The organism is Micrococcus sp. 140720015-1 (assembly GCF_053627595.1).
The window spans coordinates 107,079-121,131 of record NZ_JBSEYC010000005.1 but is presented as its reverse complement, the minus strand read 5'-3'; the positions used below and the strand labels follow the sequence as shown (position 1 = coordinate 121,131).

Sequence of the window (14,053 nt, the reverse complement as noted above, 5' to 3'; positions counted from 1 at the left end):
CTACTCCTTCACGTACGGCACGCCCGAGGCGGCCGGGCCGCGCGAGCGACCTACGAGACCGGCCACGGCGAACACCGTGACGAGGTACGGGAGCATCGCCATGAACTGGCTCGGCACCGGGGTGCCGAGGATCGCCAGGACGTACTGCATGTTGGTGGCGAAGCCGAACAGCAGCGCCGCGAAGAACGCGCCGATCGGGTTCCACCGGCCGAAGATCACGGCCGCGAGCGCGATGAAGCCCTGGCCCGCCGTCATCTCCTTGGAGAAGGACGACGCGGAGACGAGCGTGAAGAACGCCCCGCCCATGCCGGCCACCGCACCGCCGAGCAGGACGGCGGCGTACCGCGTGCGGTTCACGTCGATGCCCACGGTGTCCGCGGCCTTGGGATGCTCACCCACGGCGCGCACGCGCAGGCCCCAGCGGGTGCGGAACAGGGCGAACCACAGCGCGATCACGAGCAGGTACATCGCGTAGCCCAGGATCGTCTGGTCGAACAGGATGGGCCCGAGCACGGGGATGTCCGCCAGGCCCGGGATCCGCAGGTTCGGGAAGTGCGGCGGCGCGTTGAGCTCGGTGTCCCCGCCCGTGAGGACGGTGGAGTACAGGAAGCTCGTCAGGCCGGCCACGAGCACGTTGAGCACGACGCCGACGATCACCTGGTTGACCAGGTACTTGATCGAGAACACGGCGAGCAGCCAGGACACGAGGACGCCGGCCACGATCGCGGCGGCCAAGCCCGCCCAGGGCGAGCCGGTGGCGGTGCCGACGACGGCGGCCGTGAACGCGCCCGCCAGCAGCTGACCCTCGATCGCGATGTTCACCACGCCCGAGCGCTCGGCCAGGATGCCGGCCATCGAGCCGAAGATCAGCGGGACGGCCAGCGCGAACGAGCCGGCGATCAGGCCGGTGAGGAACACGGTGGTGTTGTCCGCCGAGCCGATCACCCAGATGAGGAACGCGGCCACGAAGGCGACGGCGAACAGGGCCGCGGCCCAGCCGGGGGTGCGCCCCGAGCGCAGGGTCGCCAGCCAGGCCACCGCGGTCAGCACCGCCATGAGCCCGACGAGCAGCCAGCCCCCCAGCACGGGGTCGGCGGTCAGGTCCGGGAGCACGACGGTGTCGGACGCGTGGGAGAGCCGGAAGGTCGCTGTCGCTTCGGGGGCGCCGAGGGCGAAGACGGCCAGGGCCAGCAGGGTCAGGATCGTCAGGGCGATCGGGGTGGTCCAGTGCCGGACCACGACCCGGGCGGGCTCGGCGGCCTCGGGGCGGACGACGTCGGCGTGGGGCCGGGCGGCGGTCGCGCTCATCGGGCGTCCCCCTTCTGCTCGTGCGGGCGGTGGGTCGGGGCCGTGTCCGTGGGCTGGGTGGGCGGGGCCTGCGGGTCCGCGACGGCGGTGGCCGCGGCCGCCTGGACGCCCGTGGACGGGGCGGCGGCGTGGCCGCCGGCGCCGGTCACCGCGGCGCCGGCCACGGCGGGCTGGGTCACGGGGTCGGCGGCGCGGCGGGCACGGGCGGCGCCCGGGGCGGGCAGTCGGAAGATGGCGCGGACCAGCGGCGGGGCCGCGATGAGCAGCACGATCACGGACTGCACCACGAGGACGATGTCGACCGGCACCCCGGTCTCGGTCTGCATGGTCACGCCGCCGGCGCGCAGGGCGCCGAAGAGCAGGCCCGCGAACAGCACGCCCACCGGGTGGGACCGGCCGAGCAGGGCCACCGTGATCGCGTCGAAGCCGAAGGACCCGGCCACGGAGGTGTTCAGCGTGCTCTCCGTGCCGGCCACGTGGGTGGCGCCGGCCAGGCCGGCGAGGCCGCCGGAGATCGCCATGGCAGCCAGGTAGGAGCCCTTGACGGAGATGCCGGCCGTGCGGGCGGCGTCCGGGTTGGCGCCCACGGCCCGCAGGCGGAAGCCGAGGGTGGAGCGCTGCATGAGCCACCACGTGAAGAGCACGGCCAGCAGGGCGACGAAGAAGCCCCAGTGCAGCCGGAAGTCGGTCCCCAGCAGCCGCGGGAACATGGCGGAGCGGTCCAGCGGCGCGGAGACGGGGTTCGTGGTGCCGGGCGCCCGCAGGACGGGGGTGTTCAGCAGGTACGCGAGCAGGTTCACCGCCACGTAGTTGAGCATGATCGTGAGGATCACCTCGTGCGCGCCCGTCCAGGCCTTGAGCACGCCGACGACGGAGCCCCACAGCACGCCGCCGAGCACGCCCATCACGACGACGAGCAGCAGGTGCACGCCGGCCGGCAGGTGCAGGTGCACGCCGAACCACGTGGCGAACATGGCGCCGAAGATGAACTGGCCCTGGCCGCCGATGTTGAACAGGCCCGCCCGGAAGGCGATGGCGATGCCCAGCGAGATGATGATCAGCGGGGTGGCCACGGTGAGGGTCTCGGTGAGCGGGTAGAGCATGCCCGTCGCGTCCGAGGCCCGGTAGTTGAAGACGGCCCCGCGGAACAGGGCCGCGAAGGCGCCGGCGAACGCGGCCCAGGCGGCGGCAAGCAGGTCGCCCGGGCGGGCGAAGAAGTAGCCGGCGGCGTCGCGGACGTCCTCGTCCGCGGCGATGATCAGCAGGCCGGAGATCAGCAGGGACAGCAGGATCGCCAGGACGGTGACCGTGCCGTTGCCCGAGAGGATCCGGCGCAGGGCGGAGTCGGCGGGGGCGGGCCGGGCGCGGGGGTCGGACGCGGGGGCCGGGCGCTGCGGGGCGGCGGTGCTCACGGGCGCTCTCCTTCCGTGGTGGGGTGGGCGGCGGGCGCCGCGCCGGCGGTGCCGGGCGTGCCCGCGGCGACGTCCGTGCCGGAGGCGAGGGCCGCGTCGTCGGGGGTCTGGCCGGCCATCATGAGGCCGAGCGTCTCGCGCGAGGTGTCCCCCGGCACGATGCCGACGATCCGCCCGTGGTACATCACGGCGATCCGGTCGGCCAGCTCGAGGACCTCGTCCAGCTCGGTGGAGACGATCAGCACGGGGGTGCCGGCGTTGCGCTCGGCGATGATCCGGTCGTGCAGGAACTCGATCGAGCCGACGTCCACGCCGCGCGTGGGCTGCGAGGCGATGAACAGGCGCAGCCCGTCCACGAGCTCGCGGGCCATGACGACCTTCTGCTGGTTGCCTCCCGAGAGGGAGGAGACCGGCAGGTCCACGCCCTGGGTGCGGACGTCGAACTCGGCCACGCGGCGCTCGGCGAGCGCCCGCACCGCGGCGGGGCGCATCTGCACGGCATTGCCGGCCGGGGCGACGTCGTACCGGTTGAGCACCATGTTCTCCGCCACGGAGAACGGGCCGACCAGCCCGTCCGTGGAGCGGTCCTCGGGCACGAAGCCGACGCCGGCGCGGATGATCTGGCGGGTGGACCGGCCGATCAGCTCCCGGCCGTCCAGGGTGACGGAGCCGGTGGCCTTGACCAGGCCCATGATGGCCTCGGTCAGCTCGGTCTGCCCGTTGCCCTGCACACCGGCCACGGCGAGGACCTCGCCCTGGCGGACGGCGAAGGACACGGCGTCCAGCAGCACCTGGCCCGTGGGCGAGACGACGGAGAGGTCCTCGACGCGGAACGTCTCCTCCCCCAGGGTCGGGGCCGTCTTGCGCCGCTCGAGGACGACGTTCCGGCCCACCATGAGGGCGGCCAGCTCGGCGGCCTCGGCGGAGGGGTCCGCCGTGCCGGCCACGCGGCCGCGGCGCAGCACGGTGATGTCGTCCGAGACGGCCTTGACCTCGCGCAGCTTGTGGGAGATGAACACGATCGCCGTGCCGTCCGCCCGCAGCTGCCGGATGATGCCGAGCAGCTCGTCGGTCTCCTGGGGGGTGAGCACGGCGGTCGGCTCGTCCAGGATGAGGATGCGCGCGTCGCGGACGAGGGCCTTGATGATCTCGACGCGCTGCTGCACGCCCACGGGCAGGTCCTCGACGACGGCGTCCGGGTCCACGTCGAAGCCGTACTGGGCGGAGATCTCCCGGATGCGCCGGCGGGTGGCCTCGAGGTCGAGCACGCCCAGGGCGCGGGTGTGCTCGTCGCCGAGGGCCACGTTCTCGGCCACCGTGAAGACGGGCACGAGCATGAAGTGCTGGTGCACCATGCCGATGCCCGCGCGCATGGCCTCGCCGGGACCGGAGAACCGGACGGGCTCGCCGTCGAGCAGGATCTCCCCCTCGGTGGGCTCGTAGAGCCCGAAGAGGACGTTCATCAGGGTGGACTTGCCGGCGCCGTTCTCGCCGAGGAGGGTGTGCACCCGCCCCGACTCCACGGTCAGGTTCACGTCCTCGTTCGCGGCGAACGAGCCGAAGCGCTTGGTGATCCCGCGCAGTTCGAGCCTCATCGAGGGCCTTCCGTCTGGTCGATGCTCGTGGTGCCGCGCTCGGCGGCGGGGGCGGGCCTGGCGCCCGCGCGCCGCGGGGCCGGTCCGGAGGGGTCCGGGCCGGCCCTGCGGCGGTGGCGAGGCGGGTCAGGCCTCCGGGGAGTACTCCGAGCCGACGTTCAGCTCGCCCGAGACGATCTTGGCCTCGAGGTCCTTGAGCTCGTCCTTGAGCTCCTGCGGCACCGTGTCCTCGAAGTCGTGGAACGGGGCCAGCTCGACACCCTTGTTCTCCAGCGTGCCCACGTAGGGCTCGGCCGAGAACTCGTCCTTCAGGTCCGCGGCGATCACGTCGGAGACGGACTGGCCCATGTTCTTCTTCACCGAGGTGAGGATCAGGTTGCCGTCCTTGGTGGACTCGTAGCCGTCCGAGTCCGGCCAGATGACCTTGACGTCCTTGCCGCCCTGGTTCGCCTCGCGGACGGCGTCCAGGGTGCCCAGGCCCACGGGGCCGGCCACCGGCATCACGATGTCCGCACCCTCGTTGATGAAGTTGGCGGTGTTCGTCTTGCCGCTGGCCACGTTCTCGAAGTCGCCCGTGAAGGAGCCGGTCTTCGCGTCCTTGTCCCAGCCCAGGACCTTGACGTCCTTGTCCTTGACCTCGTTGTAGTGCTCCACGCCGCGGGCGAAGCCGTCCATGAAGATGGTGACGGTGGGCAACTCGGCCCCTCCGTAGGTGGCCACGGTGCCGGTCTCGGTGGTGCCCGCGGCCAGGTAGCCGGCCAGGAACGCCGCCTGCGCCGTGTCGTAGGTGAGCTTCTGCACGTTGTCGGTGAAGTCGCCGTCGACGACGTCCACGCCGAAGAAGTGGGTGTCGGTGTGCTGCGCGGCGATCGGCTTCATGGTGTCGCCGAGGAGGAAGCCCACCCCGATGACGGCGTCGCAGTCGGCGTTGACCATGGCGGTCACGTTCGGGGTGTACTCGCTGGGCTCGTTCGACTCGGCCTCGCTGGTGGTGATGCCGTAGGACTTCTCGGCGGCCTTGAGGCCCTCGTAGGAGGACTGGTTGAAGGAGCGGTCGTCGAAGCCGCCCTCGTCCGAGACGATGCAGGCCTTGTAGTCCTTGTTGTCCGAGCCGACGCCGTCCACGGTGGCGATGGCCTCGCTCTCGGCGGCGCCGGAGCCCGAGGCCTCCGACTGCTCCGGCGGGGCGCCGCACGCGGTCAGCAGCAGGCCGGAGACGCCGAGCGCGGCGGCGGGGAGCAGGAGACGACGACGGCGCGCGGCCGACGGGGTGGCGATGCCCATGGGGGTCCTCATTTCGGAAGGCACGGTGCGAGGTCCGCGGCCGCTGGCCGCGGAAAGACGGGGCCCGTGCGGGTGGCCCCGTCCGGATGAGCGCGAGTCTACCGAACGGTTGGCCCGTCCCCTCCGGCGGGGGCGGGCGGCGGGATCAGTGGTGGTCCTCGCCCGTGAGCACCTGCAGCGCGGCGGCGGTGAAGACCCGCATGCCCACGCCGATGGCCCGCTCGTCCGGCGCGTAGTCCCCGCGGTGCAGATCGTAGATGGGGCCACCCGGGGACCGGGTGCCGAGGCGCAGCATGGAGCCGGGCACCTTCTGGGTCATCCAGGCGAAGTCCTCGCCGCCCATCGACTGCGGGGTCAGGACGATCGCCCGCGAGCCGAGCTCCCGCCGCGCCGCGGTCTCGATCAGCGCCGTCTCGCCCTCGGTGTTGTGCACCGGCGGGACGCCGCGCACGTGCTCGAGCTGCACGTGCACGCCGTACGGCGCGGCAACCTGCCGGACCACCTCGTCGAGCAGCGCACCGGCCTCCTCCCACACGTCCGCGTCGAGGCAGCGCATGGTCCCGGCCAGGTAGCCGGTGTTGTCGATCGCGTTGGGCGCGCTGCCGGCGGCGATCTGCCCCCACACCACGGAGACGGCCGAGCGCACGTCGATCCGCCGGGAGAGCACGGCGGGCACGTTCACGGCGATCTGGGACAGGGCGAAGACCATGTCCTCGGTGAGGTGGGGCCGCGAGGTGTGCCCCCCGCGTCCGGTGAGGGTGATCCGGATCGTGTCCGCCGCCGAGGTGATGGCGCCGATGCGGGTGCCGATCGAGCCGACATCGACCTGGGGGTCGCAGTGCGCCGCCAGGATGCGGGGCACGTCGTCGAGGATCCCCTGGCGCAGCACGGCCAGGGAGCCGCCGGGCAGCCGCTCCTCCGCGGGCTGGAAGATGACGCGGACCGTGCCGTGGACCCGCTCGCCGGCCGCGCGCAGGTCGGCGTCGGCGGTGGCCCCGCGGAGGATGCGGCCGAGGGCGACGGCCACGCCCGCCATGACGGCGGTGTGCATGTCGTGGCCGCACGCGTGCGCGACGCCGTCATTGACGGACACGTAGGGCAGGCCGGTCTCCTCCTCGACCGGCAGCGCGTCGATGTCCGCGCGCAGGGCCAGCACCACCGGCCCCTCCCCGACGTCCACGTAGGCGCCCGTGGACTCCATCCGCACGGGCGAGAGCCCATAGCCGGAGAGCAGCTCCACGATGCGGTCGGTGGTGCGGTACTCCTCATAGGAGAGCTCGGGATGCCGGTGCAGGTCCCGGCGGAAGGACACGATCTCGTCCTCGAGCTCGGCCACCACGGGGCCCACCGAGGGGACGGAGGTCGGACGGGGCCCGGTCAGCACGGAGTCGGAGGTGGTCATGGCCCAGCACCCTACTCCGGGGGTGCCGGTCGGTGCGGGCCGGACCCGGCGCAGGACGCGGTCAGAGGACCTCGTCCACGCCCTCCGCCTTGAGCGCCTCGACGGCCTTCTTGACCTCCTGGGCGTGCTCCGTGGTGGTGACCAGCAGCGCGTCCTCGGTGTCCACCACGACGACGTCCTCGATGCCGATCAGCGCGATGACGCGCTTCGTGTCCGTCACCACGACGCCGGACGCGTCGTCCGAGTACACGCGCGGCGTGTCGCCGATCACCGTGATGCCGGAGGCGTCCTTGACCGGGTTCAGGCGGGCGATCGCCGCGAAGTCCCCCACGTCGTCCCACGTGAAGGAGCCGGGGATCACGGCCACGTCGCCGACGGCGGCGGCGGGCTCGGCCACGGCGTAGTCGATGGCGGTCTTCGTCAGCTCGGGCCACACCCGGGCCATGACCTCGTCCCGCTCCGGCGTCTCCCACGCGCGGGCGATCTCCATCAGGCCGGCGTGCAGCGCGGGCTCGTTCTCCTCGAGGTGGGCCAGCATGAGGCCCACGGGCGCCACGAACATGCCCGCGTTCCAGAGGTAGCGGCCGGACTTCACGTACTGCTGGGCGACCTTCAGGTCCGGCTTCTCCACGAACGCGGCGACGTCGTGCGCGTCCGGGGCGCCGGCCACGCGGAGGCGGCGGCCCCGGCGGATGTAGCCGAAGCCCGTGGCCGCGTGCGTGGGCTCGATGCCGATGGTCACGATCCGGCCCGTGGCCGCCGTCTCGACGGCCTGCCGCACCGCGTCCTGGAAGACCTCCACCGGGGAGATCACCTGATCCGCCGCGAACGAGCCCATGATCGTGTCCGGGTCGCGCAGGGAGAGGATCGCCGCGGCCAGGCCGATGGCGGCCGCGGAGTCCTTCGGCGAGGGCTCGAGCACCAGATCCGTCTCCGCCAGGGCCGGCAGCTGCGTGCACACCGCCTCCCGGTGGGCCTCCCCGGTCACCACGAGCATGCCCGCGGCCAGGGGCGCCAGACGGTCCCACGTGGCACGGATCAGGGTCTGGCCCGAGCCGGTGAGGTCGTGGAGGAACTTCGGCGCGGCGGCCCGAGAGAGGGGCCACAGGCGGGTGCCCACGCCCCCGGCGGGGATCACGGCGTGGAAGCGGGACAGGGCCGTGCCCGGCGCGGCCTCGCGCGGGGCATCGGTCAGGTTCGGATCGGTGCTCACCGGGCCAGACTACGGAACCGTCCGGACGGGGGACCACTCGACGCGTCCCAGGTGGGGCACAGCCCAGACCGAGCAGGACGGCGGCGGGGCGCCGCGCGCGTCACAGTGGCCGCCCCGGTCCCCGATCGGGCACGGAGGCGCGGGAAGGGTCTACCCTAGGCGGAGGAATCCACTCGCACACGCCCCTGCCCGTCGTCGTCCCACGGCGGAGGACCGGGATCGTGCATTCCCCCTGGAGGTATCAACCGTGTCTAGCGCCACTGCGCAGGCCCCGGCCAAGAACGGCCGCGGAACCCTGTACCGGGGCCACGGCGGCATGTGGTCCTGGGTGGGCCACCGCGTCACCGGCGTCGTCATCTTCTTCTACCTGCTCGTCCACGTGCTGGACACGGCCCTGGTCCGGGTCTCCCCCGAGGCCTACGACGCCGTGATCGGCTCGTACAAGACGTGGTACTTCGCGCTCGGCGAGGCCGGCCTCGTCGCGGCGATCATCTTCCACGCCCTGAACGGCCTGCGCATCATCCTGGTCGACTTCTGGAAGGGCGGCACCCAGCACCACAAGACCCTGCTGTGGATCGTGCTGGGGCTGTGGGTCGTCCTGACCCTGGGCTTCGCCATCCGTCACTTCAGCCTCGCACTCGGAGGTCACTGAGCCATGAGCACCACCGCTGAGACCACCATCGCGGCGCCCCGCAGCCGCCGTCTGGACCCCAAGTACACGCGCGACGGCGGCGGCCGCGGCAACTTCGAGATGCTCGCCTGGCTGTTCATGCGCATCTCGGGCGTCTTCCTCGTCGTGCTGATCGCCGTGCACCTGACCACCAACCTGCTGGTGGGCGACGGCATCCACGCCGTCGACTTCGGCTTCGTGGCCGGCAAGTGGGCGCACCCGCTGTGGCAGTTCTGGGACCTGGCCCTCCTGTGGTTGGCCATGCTGCACGGCGCCAACGGCGTGCGCACGATCATCAACGACTACACCCGTCGCGGCACCGGCCGGTTCTGGCTGACGATGATCCTGTACATCGCCACGGCCGTGATCATCATCCTCGGCACCCTGGTGATCTTCACCTTCGATCCCTGCATGGTGGACGCCTCCGGCGCCCTGCTCGAGGGCTCCCCGGCCTTCTGCGGCTGACCCCGGAAACGCTCACCCTGCGGTGCGGCCGGCCCGAGCGGCCGCCGCGTCACAGACACCCAGAAAGAGAGACCTGAATGCAGGTGCACAAGTACGACGTGGTGATCGTCGGCGCCGGCGGCGCGGGCATGCGCGCGGCCATCGAGGCCGGTCAGCGCGCGCACACCGCCGTCCTCACCAAGATCTACCCCACGCGTTCCCACACCGGCGCGGCCCAGGGCGGCATGTGCGCGGCCCTCGCCAACGTCGAGGAGGACAACTGGGAGTGGCACACGTTCGACACCGTCAAGGGCGGCGACTACCTGGTGGACCAGGACGCCGCGGAGGTCATGGCCAAGGAGGCCATCGACGCGGTGCTCGACCTCGAGAAGATGGGCCTGCCCTTCAACCGCACCCCCGAGGGCAAGATCGACCAGCGCCGCTTCGGCGGCCACACCCGTGACCACGGCAAGGCGCCCGTGCGCCGCGCCTGCTACGCCGCGGACCGCACCGGCCACATGATCCTCCAGACGCTGTACCAGAACTGCGTCAAGCACAACGTGGAGTTCTACAACGAGTTCTACGTGCTCGACCTGCTGCTGGTGGAGGAGGACGCCGTGCGCGAGGACGGCACCGCCTACAAGCAGAAGCGCACCGCCGGCGTCGTCTCCTACGAGCTGGCCACCGGCGAGATCCACGTCTTCCAGGCCAAGTCGGTCGTCTTCGCCACCGGCGGCGCCGGCAAGGTGTACAAGACCACCTCGAACGCCCACACCCTCACCGGCGACGGCATGGCCATCGCCTACCGCGCGGGCCTGCCGCTCGAGGACATGGAGTTCGTGCAGTTCCACCCGACCGGCCTGGCCGGCCTGGGCATCCTGCTCTCCGAGGCCGCACGCGGCGAGGGCGGCATCCTCCGCAACGCGGACGGCGAGCGCTTCATGGAGCGCTACGCCCCCACCATCAAGGACCTCGCCCCGCGCGACATCGTGGCCCGGTCCATGGCCGAGGAGGTCCGTCAGGGCCGCGGCGCCGGCCCCAACAAGGACTACGTGCTGCTCGACCTGACGCACCTGGAGCCCTCGCACATCGACGAGAAGCTCCCGGACATCACCGAGTTCGCCCGCACGTACCTGGGCGTCGAGCCCTACACGGAGCCGGTGCCGGTGTTCCCCACCTGCCACTACTTCATGGGCGGCATCCCCACGAACATCAAGGCCGAGGTCCTCCAGGACAACGACACCGTCGTGCCGGGCCTGTACGCCGCCGGTGAGGTGGCCTGCGTGTCCGTGCACGGGTCCAACCGCCTGGGCACCAACTCGCTGCTGGACATCAACGTGTTCGGCCGCCGCGCCGGCATCTACGCCGCCGAGTACGCCGCGCAGGCGGACTGGGTGGAGCTGCCCGAGGGCGGCGAGCTGCCGACCGTGGAGCACATCGAGAACCTGCGCTCCGCCACCGGCTCCGAGCGCGTCGCGGACATCCGCGCCGAGCTCCAGGAGTCCATGGACGCGGACATGCAGGTCTTCCGCGACGAGGACTCGATCCGCCGCGCACTGGCCAAGATCGAGGAGCTGCGCGGCCGCTACGAGAACGTGTCCGTCCAGGACAAGGGCCACCGCTTCAACCTCGACCTGCTCGAGGGCATGGAGCTGGGCTACCTCCTGGACATCGCCGAGGCGATGACCCTCGCGGCCCTGGGCCGCAAGGAGTCCCGCGGCGGCCACTACCGCGAGGACTACCCCGATCGCGACGACGAGAACTTCATGGCGCACACCATGATCTACCGTGACGAGACCGCGGAGATGGAGGGCGTCAAGGGCATCCGCTTCGAGACCAAGCCCGTCGTCGTGACCCGTTACCAGCCGATGGAGCGTAAGTACTGATGAGCCACTCAGCAACCGAGACCGAGGCCCCCGTGGCCCAGGCGCAGACCCAGTCCGCCGGCGGCGGCGCAGGCGAGGTCGAGAGCTTCGACATCGTGCTCAAGGTCCGCCGCTACCTCCCGGAGTCCTCCGAGGAGTCCTACTGGGACGAGTGGCGCCTGACCATGTACGGCACCGACCGCGTGCTGGACGCCCTGCACAAGGTCAAGTGGGACCACGACGGCACCCTGTCGTTCCGCCGCTCCTGCGCCCACGGCGTGTGCGGCTCCGACGCCATGCGCATCAACGGCCGCAACCGCCTGGCCTGCAAGACGCTCCTGAAGGACCTCGACCTGTCCAAGCCCATCCTGGTGGAGCCCATCAAGGGCCTGCCGGTGGAGAAGGACCTGATCGTGGACATGGACCCGTTCTTCCAGTCCTACCGCGAGATCATGCCGTTCCTGGTCGCCGAGGGCCACGCGCCCACCAAGGAGCGCTACCAGTCCCAGGCCGACCGGGCGATCTACGACGACACCACGAAGTGCATCCTGTGCGCCGCGTGCACCTCGTCCTGCCCGGTGTTCTGGACGGACGGCCAGTACTTCGGCCCGGCCGCCATCGTCAACGCGCACCGGTTCATCTTCGACTCGCGTGACGAGGCCGGCGACATGCGCCTGGAGATCCTGAACGACAAGGAGGGCGTGTGGCGCTGCCGCACGACCTTCAACTGCACCGACGCGTGCCCCCGCGGCATCCAGGTGACCAAGGCGATCGCCGAGGTGAAGCAGGCCATCCTGGCCCGCCAGTTCTGATCCCCCGCACCACGACGGCGGCCCGTCTCCTCTCTCGAGGAGGCGGGCCGCCGTCGTCGTGGGTGGCGCCCCTCCCGCCGAGGCCCGCAGACACGCCGTCACCGGCCCGGTGTAGCGGCGTGTCTGCGGGCCTCGGCGCGGGGACGGGGGCGGAGGCTGAGGCGGTCCGAGCTCAGGCGTCGAAGGCGGCGCGCGTCTCCCGCCGGTGCGCCACACGCAGCCACACCGCGCTGGACACGAGCATCCCGACGACGGCGCCCAGCACGACCGGCCCCCCTCCCCCGGCCTGCACCATCCGCCCGCCGTCGACCATCCAGAAGGCCGCCGTGAGCATCCCCAGCACCACGAGCACGCTCCCCACGGCGCGCACGGCCCGGATCCGGCGGGTGATGCCGGCCAGCAGCACCAGGGTCAGGACGACCACCGCCGCAGCGGCCACCGGCCACGTCCCCGCCGGGGTGAGGAACGCGGCGACGTCGGCGTCGGTGACCTCGCTCGCGCCCCAGGAGCGCGCCTCGAGCACGGCGCGAACGTAGCCGGGCGTCGACTGCAACGCGAGCACGCCCCCCACACCGGCCGCGCTCAGTGCGCCCGTGACGGCCGTGACGGTCTGGAACAGGCGCAGGGGACGCAGCGCCGCGAGATCGGGGGCGGGGTCGAGGCCCGTGGCGTCATGGGGGTCGTCGTCGAGGGGGTGCATGCCCCCATCATGCCCGGCGGCGCAGGAAGGTCGTCGCGAGGCCGGGATTGAAGGCGCACACGAGCCAGGCCGCGTTCACGAGCGCGAACAGCCCGCCCAGGACCAGGGGCAGCACCACGTCCCCGGCGGGGAAGACGAACAGGCGGATGGTCCCCAGCAGGGTCACGAAGATGGCGATCGAGGCGAACAGGGCGCCCATGATGCGCGCCGTGTTGCTGTGCCGGGTCAGCCCGACGAGGACGATCGCGTAGACCGCCAGGCCCAGCAGCGTCGCGAACCAGACGCTGCCGGTGAGGGCGCCCTCGATCGCCTCGGCGGTCATCGCGGGCGACTGCGGGCTGCCCTCCGGCAGCGAGTCCGCGATGTCCTGGGCCGTGCCCGGGAGGAGGTTGCGCAGGATCGACGCGGCGTAGAGGACCGCGGACGCGACCGTCAGTCCGAGCAGCGCCCGGAACACGCCGGGGGTGCGGGCATCGGGGCGGATCAGCGGGCGGGCGTCCGGACCGGAGTGCCCGGCGATGCGCCGCCGCGCCTCGTCCGGACCCACCACGGGCCGCCCGCCGCCGTCCAGGTCGTCGGGGTCGGGGGACACGGGATGCGGGGGTCGATGATCGGAGGCCATGTCGCCATGGTCTCCGCTGGCCGACGCCGGGGCGAGGGCTGGCGACCCCGGACTCGCCGCCGGCGAACGGCGTCGGGATCAGGCGCGGCGGCCCTGACGGGTGTAGGCCGCGACCTGCGGGTTGAAGGCCTTGACCAGCCACAGGATGTTCACGACCACCAGCGCCAGGCTCAGCACGGAGGCCAGGACGCCGCCGACGCCGGGGTAGGTCACGAAGGAGAAGATGCCGCCGACGGCGCTGAGGGTGCCCAGGATCGCGAAGACGATGCCGAGGATGCGGGCCCAGTTCTTGGCCCCGCGGAGGTTGAAGTACACCAGGGCGTACAGGGCCACGCCGATGAGCAGGACGATGATCATGCCCACCGTCACGGAGGCGCCCACGACGGGTGCGATCTCCTCCACCTGCTCGGGGGTGAGGCCGCTCTGGCGCAGGAAGTCCCGCATGCTCTCGACGCTCTCCTCGCCGCCGAACAGGGCCGGCAGGGACGACAGCACGTACAGCGCGAGCGACGTGAGCGTCAGCGTCAGGAGGGCGGGGAACGTGGCCGGCTCCGGGACGACCCCGTACGGGCTGCCCGGCTGGGCGCCGTAGCCCGGGGCCACGTAGGGCTGCGTGCCGTAGCGGGAGCCCGCGGCGGGATGCTGCTCCGGGTTCGGGTCCTGGTGCGGTCGATCGGTGGTCATGGTGAGCTCCTCGGTGTCGTGGGTGACGGTGGTGGCGGTGAC

General features: G+C 72.0%; 13 protein-coding genes. 4 read left to right on the top strand and 9 right to left on the bottom strand.

Annotated features, from left to right (window positions below; genetic code table 11):
• The 6 genes from ACUXPL_RS09675 to ACUXPL_RS09650 all read right to left on the bottom strand — a co-directional run bounded on the left by ACUXPL_RS09675 (nucleotide 1) and on the right by ACUXPL_RS09650 (nucleotide 8,214).
• A complete protein-coding gene (locus ACUXPL_RS09675; protein WP_070709655.1) occupies nucleotides 1–1,308 on the bottom strand; it encodes an ABC transporter permease in 1,308 nt (435 codons plus the stop codon).
• A complete protein-coding gene (locus ACUXPL_RS09670; protein ID WP_454183504.1) occupies nucleotides 1,305–2,720 on the bottom strand; it encodes an ABC transporter permease in 1,416 nt (471 codons plus the stop codon). The genes ACUXPL_RS09675 and ACUXPL_RS09670 overlap by 4 nt, the downstream gene beginning before the upstream one ends.
• Nucleotides 2,717–4,315 (bottom strand): ABC transporter ATP-binding protein, encoded by a 1,599-nt coding sequence (locus ACUXPL_RS09665; protein WP_454183502.1) that lies wholly within the window; start codon nucleotides 4,313–4,315, stop codon nucleotides 2,717–2,719. Before ACUXPL_RS09665 ends, ACUXPL_RS09670 begins: the two co-directional genes overlap by 4 nt.
• A 126-nt stretch (nucleotides 4,316–4,441) precedes the next feature.
• Nucleotides 4,442–5,599: a BMP family lipoprotein gene (locus tag ACUXPL_RS09660; RefSeq protein WP_454183500.1), complete on the bottom strand. Its 1,158-nt coding sequence runs from the start codon at nucleotides 5,597–5,599 to the stop codon at nucleotides 4,442–4,444.
• Between the two features lie 145 nt (nucleotides 5,600–5,744).
• Nucleotides 5,745–7,001 (bottom strand): amidohydrolase, encoded by a 1,257-nt coding sequence (locus ACUXPL_RS09655; RefSeq protein ID WP_061866929.1) that lies wholly within the window; start codon nucleotides 6,999–7,001, stop codon nucleotides 5,745–5,747.
• A 61-nt stretch (nucleotides 7,002–7,062) separates the two neighbouring features.
• On the bottom strand, nucleotides 7,063–8,214 hold the full coding sequence (locus tag ACUXPL_RS09650) for a mannose-1-phosphate guanylyltransferase (RefSeq protein ID WP_002856569.1): 1,152 nt from the start codon (nucleotides 8,212–8,214) through the stop codon (nucleotides 7,063–7,065).
• Nucleotides 8,215–8,461: 247 nt separating this feature from the next.
• Here ACUXPL_RS09650 and sdhC point away from each other — a divergent pair, with 247 nt between their 5' ends.
• The 4 genes from sdhC to ACUXPL_RS09630 all read left to right on the top strand — a co-directional run bounded on the left by sdhC (nucleotide 8,462) and on the right by ACUXPL_RS09630 (nucleotide 12,005).
• Nucleotides 8,462–8,866, top strand: coding sequence for a succinate dehydrogenase, cytochrome b556 subunit (gene sdhC / locus ACUXPL_RS09645; RefSeq protein WP_010079344.1), 405 nt, complete (start codon nucleotides 8,462–8,464; stop codon nucleotides 8,864–8,866).
• A gap of 3 nt (nucleotides 8,867–8,869) precedes the next feature.
• Entirely contained in the window at nucleotides 8,870–9,349 is a 480-nt protein-coding gene (locus tag ACUXPL_RS09640) for a succinate dehydrogenase hydrophobic membrane anchor subunit (RefSeq protein WP_049161368.1), read from the top strand.
• Between the two features lie 77 nt (nucleotides 9,350–9,426).
• Nucleotides 9,427–11,214, top strand: a complete 1,788-nt coding sequence (gene sdhA, locus ACUXPL_RS09635; RefSeq protein WP_100057761.1) for a succinate dehydrogenase flavoprotein subunit — start codon at nucleotides 9,427–9,429, stop codon at nucleotides 11,212–11,214.
• A complete protein-coding gene (locus tag ACUXPL_RS09630) occupies nucleotides 11,214–12,005 on the top strand; it encodes a succinate dehydrogenase iron-sulfur subunit (protein WP_036381948.1) in 792 nt (263 codons plus the stop codon). Before sdhA ends, ACUXPL_RS09630 begins: the two co-directional genes overlap by 1 nt.
• 172 nt (nucleotides 12,006–12,177) lie before the next feature.
• On the opposite strand, the gene ACUXPL_RS09625 is transcribed toward ACUXPL_RS09630, so the two are convergent.
• The 3 genes from ACUXPL_RS09625 to ACUXPL_RS09615 form a co-directional block, all read right to left on the bottom strand.
• On the bottom strand, nucleotides 12,178–12,705 hold the full coding sequence (locus ACUXPL_RS09625; RefSeq protein WP_454183498.1) for a hypothetical protein: 528 nt from the start codon (nucleotides 12,703–12,705) through the stop codon (nucleotides 12,178–12,180).
• Between the two features lie 7 nt (nucleotides 12,706–12,712).
• The gene (locus tag ACUXPL_RS09620) at nucleotides 12,713–13,327 is read right to left on the bottom strand and encodes a hypothetical protein (RefSeq protein WP_180536954.1); all 615 of its coding nucleotides are present in this window, start codon (nucleotides 13,325–13,327) and stop codon (nucleotides 12,713–12,715) included.
• Nucleotides 13,328–13,405: 78 nt separating this feature from the next.
• A complete protein-coding gene (locus ACUXPL_RS09615) occupies nucleotides 13,406–14,011 on the bottom strand; it encodes a hypothetical protein (protein WP_454183496.1) in 606 nt (201 codons plus the stop codon).
• Between the last annotated feature and the right edge of the window lie 42 nt (nucleotides 14,012–14,053).